Below are 16,216 nucleotides of genomic sequence, written 5' to 3'. Positions count from 1 at the left end.
AATTACGCTTATGCAAGACATAACAAACGGACGTTGCGGCTGGTGCGGAACCGACGAGCTGTATGTGAAATACCACGATGAAGAGTGGGGAAAAACGGTAACAGACGACAAGACACTATTCGAGTTTCTTGTATTGGAAAGTGCCCAGGCGGGACTGAGCTGGATAACCATCCTCAAAAAGCGGGAAGGCTACCGCAAAGCCTTTTGCAATTTCGATGCCGCGCAAGTGGCGCAAATGACCGACGAAGACGTGGAACGGCTGATGCACTTTGACGGCATCGTGAAAAACCGTCTGAAAATCAAATCGACCATCACCAATGCAAGGCAGTTTCTTGCCATACAGAAAGAATTCGGCAGCTTTTACAACTATACGCTATCCTTCTTCCCCGACCGGAACCCCATTATCAATCATTTTCAGTCATTGAGTGAGATTCCGGTATCATCTCCCGAATCAGATGCCATGAGCAAAGACATGAAAAAACGGGGATTCAAGTTCTTCGGCTCTACCATTTGCTATGCCCATCTGCAAGCTTCCGGGTTTATCAACGACCATCTGACAGATTGCATTTGCCGGAAAGGGTAAGATAAGGCATCCCCTCTTCATCAAACCGGACCGGAATCCAAAGATATTCCGAATACATCAGGCTCTTGGGCCGCCAAATATCGGCCATGAAAAGGTAGCGGTTACCGGGAAGCTGCAATACGTAAGTGCTTTGACCGCCGAAAGTCTTATCACTTCCCTCACCCCGACAAGGGTTGGGATGCTGTGTCCACGGTCCCCAGATGAAAGGAGCCGAGAACAGACGCGCCGCATTGGGCGCCCAGCCGGTACAACCGGAAGTTATCATCCAGTAAGTGCCATCTTTCTTGAAGATGGCCGGTGCCTCATTGTGTCCCCCCGGAAAGAGACGGACATATTTTCCGGAATGTCCTTGATAGTCATCTGTCAGTTCGGCTATTTGCAAGGTCAGATTCTCTTCCGAAGAGTAGATATGATAAGCTATCCCATCATCGTCAACATACAATGTCATGTCACGGGACATCTGTCCGCCCTCCAAGTCACGCTTCACGAATAACCCCTTATTTACAGCCTCTCTCCACTCGGGTGTCCACCATTCTTCAAACTGTTCCATATTCCACTGCATGTCCCGTTCTTCCTCCGTCATATTCAGCGGAAATATTCCAGGGCAGACACGACTCGAAGAAACAAAACGATAAGGTCCCGTCGGAGAATCACTGACAGCCACTCCCGCACGGGCAGCCTCATAGCCTTTACCCTTCAGCTCCAAATGAAACCACATGACAAATTTCTTCGTCCTTTTGTTGTAAATCACCTTGGGACGTTCCATAATACAGCCTTTCTCTATTTCATTGCCCGCTTCTTCCGATACAGACAAGGCCACCCCCTCGTATCTCCAGTTACATAAATCGGTAGAAGAGTAGCAAGTTACTCCCACTTCCGTAGAGAATCCCTTTGCCGGACGGTGTTCACCGAACCAATAATATTTACTGTCAAATAACAGTATACCACCACCGTGTGCATTAATATACTCCCCGTTTACATCGTTCCACACTCCGGCCGGAACCATTTCGTCCTTTCCCTTTAAGGTGAAATCATTTTGTGCCTGTAGGCCGGTGATTGACGCTACGATAACCAACCATGCCCCTAAAAACTTGAAATTAAAATTAGTCATACTCTGTCTTGTTTCTATTTATAAAGAAGGGAGCAGGACGCCTTCTCACCGGAAAGTGTATCCTACCCCCTAAATCAAATACCTATTGAAAAATGCCTTTATTTCTCAGCCGGCTGGTCAGCTACCACCGGCCAATAAGGATTCTGGTAAAGAATGGAAGTCGATACATCCGCTCCCGAAGTGGCTGTCAACTGGAATTGCTTGATCATGATAGGATTCAAATAGTGTGCCATCTTCCAAGTACAGCCGTTATAGGCAGACTGGTTGCTGCTTCTCTCGAACGGACGGAGATACTCACTCTTGTCTTTCGATGAGACATTAGCCTTGTCTGTCCCGTCAGCAACCAAAATGGATTTTCCATTATCATCCAGATACCAGTCCTCCATCGGAGTATTCCACAAATGCATACCTTCCAGATGGCTGGGAGCAGTCATCAGTTGGTCCATAGAACGCCAACGGCACAAGTCCATGTAGCGAAGACCTTCAGCCAGGAACTCGCAACGACGTTCACGACGGATATTATACAGAGTCTTGTCAGAGATGACACTTCCACCCGTATAGGCTCCCCAATCATTTTCAGCCTCCTTGCTCATGTCCGTTGCAGCGATAGTCTTGTCAAAATCAGTACTGATGCCGGCACGTTGACGAAGTACAGTCCAATATTCACGAGCCGTAGCATCCAGCGTTCCATTGAGCAGATAACTTGCTTCCATATAATTCAGCAGAGCCTCAGCCGCACGGAAACATACAGCTGCCGTATAACCACCGCCATTGGCATAATACTTACGGTTGAATGAACCACCCTTGCGCAATGCATAGCCGGTAGCATAGCCACGCTCACCGTCACCACTCGTAATGGCCGGATAGGGCTCTTCCATCACAACTTCCGTACCTTCATTATTATCAACTTCAAAAAGGATGTTCTTCTGTCCCGGTTCTTTCAGGAAGATACTGAGACGCGGGTCACGGTTTACACGTACATCAGCAACCGTCTTGTCGCCCATATAATAGCCGTCACCATCCGCATAAGAACCGTGAGCATAAACCGGAGTACCATCCTTCATCAGGAAATTCTGTACGAATCCACGGGTCAGACCGATACGGTAATTACCACGTCCGGCAGCGGCATTGATGTTATGAGTAGAGAGTCCGCGGGCATACTGGCGCCACAACAGTACTTCCTTCACATCCGAAAGGTCTTCTTGTGCAAACATATCAAAGTAAGGATTTGACGGGTCATCAGCTGATTGTTGCAACACACCGGTATTCTCCGTCAAACTCCCTTTGTATTTATCTGCTACAAGTTTGGAAGCCTCTACGGCCTGTTCCAAGAAGTACTTCACTTCATTATCAATGTTTCCGCTCGGATACTGATAATTGTTGTGAAGAGATGCCCCCGGCCAGCCTTCTCCACCAGGTACGAATGCCGTACCCTTGAAATTCTGCAACCAAGTAGCCTCGAACAGTGCCACACGTGACTTAACCAGCATCGCAGCATCCTTATTGATACGCGTCGTCGCCATATCGACATCACTCATATAGGCATAAGCCTTGTCAAGATCGGAAATGATGAAACGTGCCACTTCATTACGCGGAAAACGTTTGCTGGCTTCACGGAGAGCTTCCATCTCATCGGCAAGCGGTTGGTTGATAATCGGGAAGTCGCCGAACAACTGGAGCTTCTTAAAGTACTCGTAAGCACGCAGGAAGTACATTTCTCCGATATAGTGCTTGATGGTGGCTACACTCCCGGAAATTGTATTTTGTGAACCGATCATGTCCTCACCGAATTTGGGAAGTGCTTCAGACAAAAAGAAATTAATACGATAGATGCGTTCGAACTTCCAATTGTCACTTTCGCTATGAGGTACTTTCCAGCGATCCTGGGTATAGCGGTCATTGGCATTCACCTCTATCTGGTTATCGGTTCCTTTGTCTTCACCGAAGATGCCATAAGTCCACTGGCCGAATGACGGAAGGACATTGGGATATTCATCATTCAGATTGGCTTCCAACTGGGCCGCAGTGGAGTAATAGGTTTCGGGAGAAATGCTTGACATCGGCTCTCTGTCCAGAAAATCATCGCAGGAAGTCGTTCCGGCAATCACTGCCATTGCCATGAACGCTTTTACAATATATCTATAATTCGATTTCATAATATTCTTCATTATTTATGGGATTAAAGTGATACGCTAAGTCCAAAAGACCAAGTTCTTGAAAGCGGGTATGCATTACCGGCACTCTTGATAGGTGCAGAAGCATTGCTGTCCGTGTTACCACCGCTGATGGTTTCGGGATCGAACAACTTGCTCAGTTTGGTTCCCGTCCACAGATTCTCGCCCGATACGAAGATGCGGCAGTTGGTGATACCGATTTTGCGAATCATGGAAGCAGGCAATGTGTAGCCAAGCTGGAAGTTCTTCAAACGGATATAAGACGCATCCTGCAGATAGCGGGTTTGGGTTTCCTGGTTCTGGGTACTGTCAAATCTCGGACGCGCATAGTATGAATTGACATTGGCGGCAATCTCATGACCGGCCAGCCCGACGGGTTCATCACGGAAGTAATCTTCGTGTTCCTTCAAACCGGTTGACCACCACATACCCCATTGGCCAACGCCCCAGAAGATATTGGAACCCTGCCAGTAGTCACGCTTCATCACTCCCTGGAAGAAGAGGCGAACATCAAATCCCTTGTAATTGGCATTCAAGTCAAGACCGAAATGATAACGGGGAGTATTGTTGCCTATCACCTTCAAGTCACCGTGGTCCTCCAAAGTCTGTGCACCTTTGGTGATGCCCGGTTTTCCATCCTGGTCGGCATACATGATGTCACCGGCAGTCCAAACGCCGGAACCGATGGCACTTTGTCCGCCCACTTTATTCAGATGCGCCTGCATCTCATCATCTGTCTTAGCAATTCCCACGGTTTCAAAGCCCCAGATTTCACCAATCTCGCGGCCTGCGATATAAGTATTGATTGAGTTTGTCGGGTTACCCGGGTATCTGTCTATATAAGTACGTGCATCAGAAACATTGAACTTAATGCCATAGCCCATACCGAAGTTGGTGCGGTCCTGCCATCCGATGGTAAGTTCCCAACCCTTCGTCTTCAAGTCACAGTTATTGGTCTTGGGAGTCGCAATACCCAATGTAGCGGGCAACTCTACAGACGGACCTACCATATTGTCCGTATAACGGATATAAGCATCGAATGACCCGGTCAGACGGTTGTTGAACAGCCCCCAGTCAAGACCGATATTCCAGGTACGCACTTTCTCCCAAGTCAAGGCTGTACTGATAAGGTCGCCTACATAAGCAGTGTTTGGTTTCAGTCCATTCTGCAGCCAGCTTCCGTTTGCCTGCTTCAATGTCATGGCACGATAAGTAGGATACCAGCCGTTTGTATTCATATTCCCCAGTTCACCATAAGAGAAACGGAACTTCAACTGATTGCAAACATCCGCAAAATCTTCCCAGAAGTTTTCCTGGGCAATGTTCCAACCCAAAGAGAAGGAGGGAGACAACTGCCAACGATTGCCACGGCGGAAGCGGGAGGTACCATCATAGCGCAAATTGGCCTCTGCCAGATAACGACCTTTATAATCATAGTTCAAGCGGCCAAAGAAACCCGCTGTGGCCCACTCATTACGATAGCCACCCACCTCGGGCACCTTATCCTTACCGGCGCCGTCAATATTCGATATCAAGTCCAGTTCCGGAAGGTCTTCCACCTGCAAACCATATCCTTTGGCACTAAAAAACTTCTGGCGCATTTCTTCGGACTGAAAACCACCCATTACCTTAAAATTATGATCATCATTGATAGCAAGAGAATAAGTGGAGTAAATATTCCAGTTCATGTAGCTCTCTTTCTTGTAGTCTTGATAGAGACTTGAGGTTCCTTGCGTATCCACAATATTTCCACTCACATCGTGGTTATAGTAAGGAAGTCCGGTTTCACGTGTATCTATAGAATTGGTACTATAGTTGAACTCAACATTGGTAATCCAATTCTTCACGGGTTCGAATACCAAGCTTGCTTGATGATAAACCTTATCTGTCTGCACATCGCGCTCACCACCCAATGCAAGTGACATCGCCGGCGTATCGGCATTACCATTAAAATAATAGCCGTTTTCATCATAAACCGGAAGATTAGGCCAAGTCTGACGGCCGATTCTCTCATACAAACCGCCACCAAAATTGGTAGGACGGCCAAGGTCTTGACGGACATAACGCAAGCTGTAATTGAACTTCAACCATTTGGTCAGCTCGGCACCAAATTTGGCAGTAGCATTATAGCGCTTCAAGTCATCGGAACCATGACGGAGCAAACCATTCTGATCCAGATAGCCCAATGAAGCATAATAATTGAACTTGTCACCACCACCGCTTACACTGAAATTATGTTCTTGCGAGAAGGAAGAGCCCTTGTAGATTTCGGAAAACCAGTCAGTATTGGCATACGCCGTAGTAAACGGGTCGCCTGCCGGTTTACCCCATACATTGCCATCAGTAGGCAAACCGCCACGATTAGTACCTCCCGCAGCCTGGAAGTCAAGCATCTGCTGCATCACTGTATCAGAGAACTGGGCATTGTCCTGACCGTTGCGTGCAGCCTCATTGAAGTAGTTGGCAAAGGTATAGGAGTCCATCATCTCCGGCAGATTCACCGGACTGTTGAAGCGGAAGCTGTTGTTGTAGTTGATAGTCGGCTTGCCCGATTTGCCTTTCTTGGTAGTCACCAAGATAACACCGAACGGTGCACGCGACCCATAAATAGAGGAAGCGGCAGCATCCTTCAATACAGAAATATTCTCGATGTCCTGCGGATTCACCGTATTGATGTCACCTTCCATACCGTCAATCAAAATCAGCGGACTTCCGCTTGAGCCGTCACCGATGGTACCGTTGCCACGGATATTGATGGACATATTCTTGTCCAGTTCACCGGTATTGGTCGTAATCTGCAAGCCCGGTACCAAGCCCTGCAATGCCTGCGTGGCATTCGCTACCGGACGTGCTTCAATTTCCTTCGCCGTAGCCAGCCCCACAGAACCTGTCAGGTTCACCTTCTTCTGCGTGCCGAAACCTACCACTACCACCTCGTCCAGCATTTCGCTGTCTTCTTTCAGAGTCACAGTAAAGGATGTTTTTCCAGCCACCGGCAGCTCTACCGTCTTATAACCGATAAAGCTGATTGTCAAAGTGGCATCCGAAGGGACTTTCAAAGAGAAATTACCGTCAATGTCGGTAATTGTTCCATTCGTCGCATTCCCTTTCTCCACTACACTGGCGCCAATCACCGGTCCCATCGCATCATTAACCACACCTTTTACATTGATTGTCGAACTCTGTGCGTTCAAGAACTGAACATTCAACAGAAGGGCCATACAAATGGCCAAAGTGACATACACTTTCAGCCCGAGTCCTTCAAAGAATCTCTGTCTTTTCATTGTATAAACTTTAAGATTAAACATTAATTGTTTCACTTTCACTCTTCATTTTAACCGTGAAAACAATGGCAAATGTAGGCGAATGCTGATAGGAAGACCTCCAATAATGCTTCTACGAGGTAGAATTTTAGTTATTCGACCTAATTGAAGCATAATTTGACTTGATCTATGACTGTATGAAGCGTTCCTGATATTCCGTCGGCAACATGCCGAATTCCTTTTTGAAACAAGAACTGAAATATTTCGGGTCATTAAAACCGACGGCATACGCCAGATCGGAAACACGCACAGAACTCCCCTTCTCCTCCATAATGCGGCAGGCCGCTTTCAGACGGATGTTACGGATAAAGGCAGAAGTATTCAGTCCCGTCAGGGATTTCAGTTTCTTGTAAAGGGTGGACTTGCTGGTGCCCATCTCCTCCACAAACTGGGGCTGGTCGAAGTCTGAATCTTCCAGATGGCGGTTTACGCAGTCAATGGCACGCTGCATGAAGTCCTCATCAATGCTGGTATAGTCCAGTTCCTTGATTTCGAACACTAGTTGGTTCTTAAAGTCATGCGCCTTGCGTTCTTTGTATTTCAGCAGATTGCGGATGCGTGCATGCAGCACGGCCAGGTTGAACGGTTTACTGATAAAGGCATCCGCCCCCACTTCATAAGCTTCGGCACGGTCTTCCTCCTTGTTCTTGGCTGTCAGAAGAATCACGGGAATATGACTGAGTTCCAACTTGTTCTTCACATACCTGCAAAACTCGATGCCGTCCATTACGGGCATCATCACGTCCGAAACAATCAGGTCAATATCCTCATTGTCAAGCACAGTCACAGCCTCCTGACCGTTTTCGGCCGTATGGACATTGTATTCACGTTTCAGCAGCCGGACCATTAACTGCAAAAGCTCCTCATTGTCCTCCACCACCAGTATGGTATGCGCTTTGGGCTTTTCAGCAACCACATTCTCCGCATTCTCCTCTTCAAGATAGGTAACGGTTTTCTGTACCGGAAGTACAGCTTCCTCATCAATCTGTTCTTCCTTAAAATAAGAGCGGTCTACGGGCAAGGTCACGATGAATTCCGTTCCCCGGCCTTCCTCGCTCTCCACTTCAATGCTTCCTCCATGCAGCTCCACCAAGTCCTTTACCAAAGAAAGGCCGATGCCCGTACCAATGGTGTTGAACTTCCGGTAATCCCCCTCGTAGAACCGCTTGAAGAGGCTCTTCTGCTTGTCCTTTGAAATGCCACTGCCATTATCCTTTACATGCAACCGGACGAAGTCCCTGTCTTCGGCATACATCAGCGTGACTTGTATATAGCCACCCTCCTTATTATATTTGGCGGCATTGGAAAGCAGGTTGTAGAGAATCTTGTCCAGCTTGTCCGTATCAAAATAACCGATAATCGACTCCGGATTACAGAGTACGGAGAAATGTATCTTGCGCTTTTTGACAAGCGGCAGGAAAGATTCGGCTTCATTTTTCACAAACGCCGCCACATCTCCTGGAGAGACACGCAACTTCAGATTGCCGGTTTCTGCTTTACGAAATTCAAGAATCTGCTGCAACAGACGGATGAGCCTGCTGATATTGCTACCCATTACCGTATAAAGGTCGTCATGCCCGGGAAACCGCATCTTCAACTCATCGACGGTAGCCGAGATAATGGTCAGCGGAGTCAGCAGTTCATGCGTGATATTTGTAAAGAACTGCAATTTGGCATGATTCAGTTCTTCCAGTTTGGACTTCTCCATCTCCCGAAGATGCAGCTCATTACGCAGCTGCATCCTGTTCTTTGCTGTCCGGAGAATGAAGCAGACAATAGCTGCCCCTATCAGTGCATAAATGATATAAGCCCACCATGTAGCCCAGAACGGTGGCAATACCACCACCTCAAGTTCACGGATTTCCTGACTCCAAATGCCATTTTCATTGGTGGCTTTCAGACGGAACCGATAAGTACCGCTCTTCAAATTATTATAATAGGCAAAACGGCGGTTGGCATCCGTATATTGCCAATCCTTGTCAAAACCTACAAGCTGATAAGCATACCGATTTAAACCGGGATTCTTATAAGTAAGGGATGCGAATTCAATACTGAAATTATTATATCCGTAAGGCAGATCTAACTTCCGCGTAAACGAAGGCATGACAGAAGAAATCCGTTCTCTGACCTCCGGTTCCAATACCGCAAAAGAACGGTTGAAGATTTTTATATCCGTAATCAGATAAGGCACGGCTTCATTGTCTTTCTCCAGAGATGCAGGAAGGAAACTGTTATAACCCTTATTTCCTCCAAAGAATAACTCGCCCTCCCTACTGCAAGAAGACTGTGATATGAAAAAGTTATCCTGCAGACCGTCTGCTGTCGTATAGACACGGACCGTAGCCAAATTCTCGTCCATCGGTACAAAAAGCTGTACCAGCCCCATATTAGTCCCCATCCATAGACACCCTTGCCTGTCTTCCTCTATAGACCCTATCATGTCAGCGGACAGCTGATATTCCTGATTCTTTTCCGTAAATACATTTTCCTTATAATCATATAGATACAACCCTCCTCCCTCAGTTCCGGCCCATAGCCTTCCCGATTTATCCACATGCAAACACAACACCGAGTTCGTTGCCAGCTGGCCGTTGTTATAACTATAGTTACTATATTTCAGCGTTTTGGGATGCTGCACATCCCCCATAATATGTATAATTCCATAGTTGGCTGTCGCAATCCAGAAGCTGCCATCCGCATCCTCCACAATGTCCTTCACATGATACCAATCCGCCACCCCGCCTCCGGCAAAAGAAAGTGTTCCGAACCTATAATGCCCTCCATCGGCCAAACTGATTCCCATACCGCCGCGACAGCCTACCCAACAATTCCCCTTACTGTCCTCACACAAGGCCGAAACGCAATCCGAATAGAGATAAGGCGTGTCGGATTCAGTCAGCACCTTCACTTTCTCTCCTTTCTCATAAATCAAGATACCACCGTCATAGGTAGCGAACCATACTTCTCCATTCTTACGCTGAATAATGTAATTGACCGTGGGTACACCGGGAATATCCGAGAATTCCGGGATATGGGAAAAGAACGACAACACACCGGTTTCATAATCCTTGCGTGCCAGCCCATAACTTCCGGTACCCAGCCAAAGGTCTTTATCTGCATCGGCAAACAAAGCGCGGACGGCAGTAGTAGGCACGTCATCCTCTGCCAGATTCAAAGAATAGAAAGCAAACGGAGATTGTTTCGTGTCTATCATCAGGACACCGCCGCCAATGGAACCCAGCCAGATATTATTGAAGCGGTCGCGCAACAGTGAATTTATTTCATCACAAGGTATATGATATGCCGAATGCAACGACTTGTAATTAATGAATGTACCGGGATTCTCCTGCTTCATAATGCTCAGCCCCACCCGGGTCCCTATCCACAAGGTATGGGTGTGTACATCCTCCACAATATCATAAACAATATTGTCCGACAAGCTGGCATCATCCCCTATCCGATGCGAATAATGCGTATAAGACACGTTTGCCATATCCTTTGGGTGATTCAAGAGAAATAATCCGCAATCCCAGCCACCGACCCACATTTTCCGGTTTGAATCCTGATAGATAACATGTGCCGAGTTCCGTTCATTGATTTTGGGATATGCATAGAATTTATCCTCCTTCCGGGAATAACGAAAAAGACCACTGGACCAGGTACCGACCCACAAATCCCCATCCGAGTCCTCGAACAACGATTTGATGGAAGCTGCGGGAAATATACCATCAGTGGACTTGCCGTCATACATCACGAAGGAGTCCTTCTCTGCCACATACCGGCATAAGCCGGAATCCGTACCAATCCATACCTCATTTTCCCGGGTGACCAACAGGCATGAGACCGCATTGTTGGGAATGACAGGCGCAGTATATTGACGGATTTCTCCGGTTTTCTTATTGAGTGTGTTCAACCCCTCTTGTGTACCAATCCACAAGAAGCCGTCATTGTCATCGGCAAAACAATAAATGTTGTTACTGGTCAACAAACCGGGAGTATTCAAGCTCGATTTATAGACAGTAATCTGGTAACCGTCGTATTTACAGAAACCATACCGGGTGGCAAACCACAAAAACCCTTCCTTATCCTGATATATTTTCTGGACCTCATCCGTCGGTAATCCGTCTAATGTAGAAATCTGCTTGAACTTCAAACGGGAAATAACATCCCCATCAGCCGCATGCCCCAAGGCAGGATACATTGTCCAAAAGCTGAACAGGAGAAGACACGTATGCAGACAAAAAAAACTTACTCTATTTTTCATATACCAGATATTAGGAATTATGACAAATATAGCAAGTTCAGCTCACTTTAAAGAAGAATTATACTCTTTTTTTGTCTGCAAATACTTCAAACGAGGCTTTTCTTGAAGGAGTTAGAGGGCGATAACTCCTTCTAACTCCCGATAACTCCCTTAAATGAAAGAGCCGTGCTCCCCCTCTAACTCCTTCAAGAAAAGCCTTGTTATAACAACTTTATTCCTTACCTTTACAGCCGTGTTCTACACCCTAACCGTAGACAAGCAAACAACATATGGAAAATAAATTCGACTACCAGTCTGTGCCTTATGGCTTTGCGCATTGCTTCCACAGCCAGTGCATCCATAAGGAAGAATGCCTGCACCATCTGGCCGCTATCAATTGTACCTCGCAATATCCCACCTTAAGTATCATCAACCCGAACCGTATCCCTGCCGATACCACCGACTGCCCTTATTTTCGGAAAGCCCAAAAGTACCGAGTAGCATGGGGCATCCGGCATCTGCTGGACAATGTACCCCACAAATGTGCAGCCCCGATGAGGAACCAGCTTGTAGGACACTTCGGCAAGACCACCTATTATCGCTTTTACCGCCAGGAACAAGGCTTGTTTCCAAAGGCACAAGCATATATCCGTCAGGTTTTCAAACAATACGGAATTGCCGAAGAACCGAAATTCGAGAGATACAGCGAAGAATACAGCTACAACGATTGAAGCATCCGGACAGCTCAGCTCTTACAAAGTTTATTTTTGAAAAACATCTGTCATGCTATCACGCAGAGGGGGATATCCTTTTGATTATAAACCGATTAAAGCGTGAAAGATACCCGTGATAGATAAAAATCTTCACAACCATCCATCACGCCATAACAAAAGCAGTATCCGATACTTACTTCATTCACCACAAAATAGTGCTATATGCTTAGTTCTCAGTATGAAACTTTTAGTTTCTTAAGCAAATACTATTGGTTTCAACCTTCTAAAACAAAAGTTTCAACAAGAGAAACTGAGAGTTTCCCTTAGGAAAACCATTGGTTTCAACAAGTAAAACCTTTTGTTTCAATAGCCGAAAACTATTGTTCCGACAAGCAAAAACCAGCGTGGAAGTCTGCACAAAGCATCCCAAATCACCTGCTTTTTCGACTCAAAACATCAGATTTTCCACAGAAAAACGCTGGAATCGACCTAAAAAAGCATGGAATCACTTGCAAAAAGAGCCTGATTGTCGTACCTTAGTACACTGTAAGCAAATCATTTTGCCTGCATGTGACAAAACAAAAAATAGAAATGAAAATCACCCAACTGAGAGAAAAAGACGGGAATCTAACACTGAGCACGACAGACTTGGACACCTTCCTACAGAAAATCAAAACGGAGACCAAAACCCAGCCCGTATCCACTTTCCGCCAGCAACTGCGATACTGCTTGCCCGGCAAGCGCTGCAACGAGGCAGACCGACTGCCCAAAGTACTCCCGGCAGCCGAATTCCGCAAGACGAACGGTGTCTGCCAGATGAAAACCTACAACGGCATCGTGGAACTGACCGTAGGCCCGCTTTCCGGCAAGTCCGAAATAGCCCTTGTGAAACGTCTTGCCTGGGAACAGCCCCAGACGCGGCTCGTATTCACCGGTTCCAGCGGACGGACTGTAAAGATTTGGACTACCTTCACCCGTCCGAACAATTCGCTGCCGGGCAAACGGGAAGAAGCCGAAGTATTCCACGCCCATGCCTACCGCCTTGCCGTGAAATGCTACCAGCCCCAACTGCCTTTCGACATTCTGCTGAAAGAGCCCAAGCTGGAACAGTACTCCCGCCTCTCCTTCGACCCCGAAGCCATGTACCGCCCGGACTCCATACAGTTCTATCTTGCACAGCCCGTCTCCATGCCCGACGAAACCACCTATCGAGAAGCCCTGCAAGACGAGAAGTCACCCCTGACGCGCGCCGTGCCGGGATATGAAGCCGAAGAAGCCATCATCATGCAGTTTGAAGCCGCCTTGCAGAAGACTTTCGCCGAAGCGACGGGTGCCGGTGCCGACAACAGCCTGCACTCCCTGACCGTACGCCTTGCCGAGAACTGTTTCCGTTCGGGTATCCCCGAAGAAGAGACCGTGAAGCGTACCTATTTCCATTATTATCTGCGCCAAAAAGAGACTGTCATCCGGCAGATTGTAAGAAGCGTTTACCAAGAGAACAAAGGCTTCAATACCCAAAGCAGCCTCAGCAAAGAGCAAAGACTTGCCATACAGACGGACGAGTTCATGAAACGCCGCTACGACTTCCGCTACAATACCCAGGTGGGCGAAGTGGAATACCGTGAACGCCACTCGTTCCGTTTCCGCTTCTCCCCCATCGACAAGCGCACGCTGAACAGCATTGCACTGGATGCACAGTCGGAAGGCATTCCCTTGTGGGACAGAGACATCAGCCGGTACATCTACTCCAACCGCATCCCGGTATTCAATCCGCTGGAAGATTATCTGTACGACCTTCCGCACTGGGACGGGAAAGACCGTATCCTGGCACTCGCCCGGACAGTACCCTGCAACAACCCGTACTGGGCCGAACTGTTCCACCGCTGGTTTCTCAACATGGTGGCACACTGGCGCGGCAATACCGACAAGAAATATGCCAACAGCGTCTCCCCCTTATTGGTAGGTGCACAAGGCACCCGCAAAAGCACCTTTTGCCGAAGCATCGTCCCGCCCGAGCTGCGTGCCTATTATACGGACAGCATCGACTTCTCGCGCAAGCGCGACGCCGAACTTTACCTCAACCGTTTTGCGCTCATCAACATCGATGAATTCGACCAGATAAGCAGCACCCAGCAAGGATTCCTGAAACATATCCTCCAGAAGCCGGTGGTCAACGTGCGCAAGCCATACGCCAATGCCGTGCTCGAGATGCGCCGATACGCCTCGTTCATCGCCACCAGCAACCAGAAGGACTTGCTGACCGACCCCAGCGGCAGTCGCCGGTTCATCTGCATAGAAGTGACGGAAGCAATAGACACCAACCGCCCGATAGACTACAACCAGCTTTATGCCCAGGCCATGCACGAACTGGACCACGGCGAACGCTATTGGTTCGACCAGTCGGACGAACGGATTATGACGGAAAACAACCACGATTTCGAACAGATACCGCCCGAAGAGCAACTGTTCTACCACTATTTCCGCATTGCCGGAAATGACGAGGAGGGAGAATGGCTGTCGTCTGCCGAAATACTGAACCGCCTGCGCCGGTACAGCGCCATCCCGCTGTCCACCAAGAGAGTGAATGTATTCGGAAGGATACTACAGAAACATGAAGTGCCGTCCCGCAGAACACGGTTCGGCACGCTGTATCATGTGGTGGAGTGCAAGAGACAAGAAGATTAGTCTTTAAAATATTCAGACACCGGCAATGCTTCTATCGTTTTATCTCCTACGGAAAATTTGTCATGTTGGTTATAAGTGAGTATCAGTCCATGCCCCATCTTGAAGAAAGACAAGGCATCCAGTAAACCATCTACTTCCCTTTTCCGGTTTTCTGCGGTCAAGGCATAGCATACCTGGATGGCAAGCTGGGGCACAGAATTGCGTACAACTATAAAGTCGCATTCCTTCCGGTTCTCATTGTAATAGAATATTTCAGAGTAACGACGACGCAATTCCGCAAAAACCATGTTCTCCAGCCTCCGACCCTCATCACGGGTGAAAGATGGAGAGGTGACAAATACAACACCATTGTCCACACAATACACTTTCTTCGGGTTCAACAGTTGCGCTTTATATGAATATGAAAATTTCGGAACAAAGTTTATCAAGTAAGTCTGTTCGAAATAGGAGAAATAATCAGACACAGTAGAAGTACTTTTCATTCCCAGTATCTGTTTCAGTTTTGTAGCAGACACCAGATTGCCCACATTCCCCATCAAATAGGCCAAGAGACTTTTCAAAGAGTGGTCATCACGTATATTATATCTCACGGCAATATCACGATATACTATATCATTGACTAAATCCGTCAGAACATCCTGATCATCCAGTTGCAAGTATTGAGGGAAGCCACCCTGATGCAGATAGTCGTACAAGGAACTGTCACCGATAGTCTTACCCGTAAAACCGCAATATTCAGCATACGAAAAAGGGAACAGTTCTTTCGTAATATGTCTTCCTGTCAACTTCGTGCCCAATTCACGACTCAACATCGAAGCATTGGAGCCGGTGATTCCCACATAAAACCCTTCATCCAACTTGCCCCGAATATACACCTCCCAACCATCAACAATCTGTATTTCGTCAAAAAGAAGAGCGATACACCCTTCATGTTCCTTAATAACTTCATCCACTATACGGAAATCACTGAATTCAAATCCATACAGTAAAGGGGTATCAAAATTCAAGGAGAGCACCTCTTCCGGCTTGTATCTATCCACCGATAATTGTGCCAGCAATGTACTCTTACCACAACGGCGAATACCAGATATAATCAGTGCATAGTCTGCTACCAAGGGAGGTAAAGACAACAATAGGTCACGTCGGAAACTTTGAAATTTCCTCAACCGTTCACGTTGCACACGTATGGCTTCTACTATATCCGATTTGCTTATCATAGGGCTATGTCATTTATATTCAGATACAAATATAAACATTCCATTCCGAATAAACAAATCTATCTATTCTAAATGGATAGATTTGTTTATTCGGAATGAAAGCACTACCTTAGGGACTGTCGTTAAATTCCGTCATTATGAGTCAATCGGCAGACTGTCCCGGTAAT

The 16,216-nt window shown here is 47.2% G+C and carries 8 protein-coding genes; 3 read left to right on the top strand and 5 right to left on the bottom strand.

Annotated elements, in window-relative coordinates; translation table 11 throughout:
- Nucleotides 1-10 precede the first annotated feature (10 nt).
- Nucleotides 11-583, top strand: coding sequence for a DNA-3-methyladenine glycosylase I (locus tag DWY55_RS13930; RefSeq protein WP_118233237.1), 573 nt, complete (start codon nucleotides 11-13; stop codon nucleotides 581-583).
- Here DWY55_RS13930 and DWY55_RS13925 read toward each other — a convergent pair.
- From DWY55_RS13925 to DWY55_RS13910, 4 genes are all read right to left on the bottom strand, one after another.
- A complete protein-coding gene (locus DWY55_RS13925; protein WP_008664120.1) occupies nucleotides 543-1,694 on the bottom strand; it encodes a glycoside hydrolase family 43 protein in 1,152 nt (383 codons plus the stop codon). The two genes, DWY55_RS13930 and DWY55_RS13925, sit on opposite strands and share 41 nt — an antisense overlap.
- Nucleotides 1,695-1,792: 98 nt before the next feature.
- A complete protein-coding gene (locus DWY55_RS13920; protein WP_117879222.1) occupies nucleotides 1,793-3,850 on the bottom strand; it encodes a RagB/SusD family nutrient uptake outer membrane protein in 2,058 nt (685 codons plus the stop codon).
- 23 nt (nucleotides 3,851-3,873) lie between these two features.
- The gene (locus DWY55_RS13915) at nucleotides 3,874-7,152 is read right to left on the bottom strand and encodes a SusC/RagA family TonB-linked outer membrane protein (protein ID WP_005833257.1); all 3,279 of its coding nucleotides are present in this window, start codon (nucleotides 7,150-7,152) and stop codon (nucleotides 3,874-3,876) included.
- Between the two features lie 166 nt (nucleotides 7,153-7,318).
- Nucleotides 7,319-11,455 carry a hybrid sensor histidine kinase/response regulator transcription factor gene (locus DWY55_RS13910; protein ID WP_057281596.1) on the bottom strand — a complete coding sequence of 1,379 codons (4,137 nt, stop codon included), beginning with the start codon at nucleotides 11,453-11,455 and terminating at the stop codon, nucleotides 7,319-7,321.
- 269 nt (nucleotides 11,456-11,724) lie between these two features.
- Between DWY55_RS13910 and DWY55_RS13905 the strand changes: the two genes are divergently transcribed.
- Both DWY55_RS13905 and DWY55_RS13900 read left to right on the top strand, forming a co-directional pair.
- A complete protein-coding gene (locus DWY55_RS13905) occupies nucleotides 11,725-12,165 on the top strand; it encodes a DUF6078 family protein (protein ID WP_057281595.1) in 441 nt (146 codons plus the stop codon).
- A gap of 573 nt (nucleotides 12,166-12,738) precedes the next feature.
- Nucleotides 12,739-14,832, top strand: a complete 2,094-nt coding sequence (locus DWY55_RS13900; RefSeq protein WP_044468174.1) for a BT4734/BF3469 family protein — start codon at nucleotides 12,739-12,741, stop codon at nucleotides 14,830-14,832.
- Here DWY55_RS13900 and DWY55_RS13895 read toward each other — a convergent pair.
- On the bottom strand, nucleotides 14,829-16,049 hold the full coding sequence (locus tag DWY55_RS13895) for an ATP-binding protein (protein ID WP_005830138.1): 1,221 nt from the start codon (nucleotides 16,047-16,049) through the stop codon (nucleotides 14,829-14,831). The two genes, DWY55_RS13900 and DWY55_RS13895, sit on opposite strands and share 4 nt — an antisense overlap.
- Between the last annotated feature and the right edge of the window lie 167 nt (nucleotides 16,050-16,216).

Source organism: Bacteroides sp. AF25-38AC (genome assembly GCF_003602995.1).
In the GTDB taxonomy this organism is placed as follows: Bacteria; Bacteroidota; Bacteroidia; order Bacteroidales; family Bacteroidaceae; genus Bacteroides; species Bacteroides uniformis.
The sequence above is the reverse complement of the archived record's forward strand: the minus strand, read 5'-3'. Positions and strand labels throughout refer to the sequence as shown.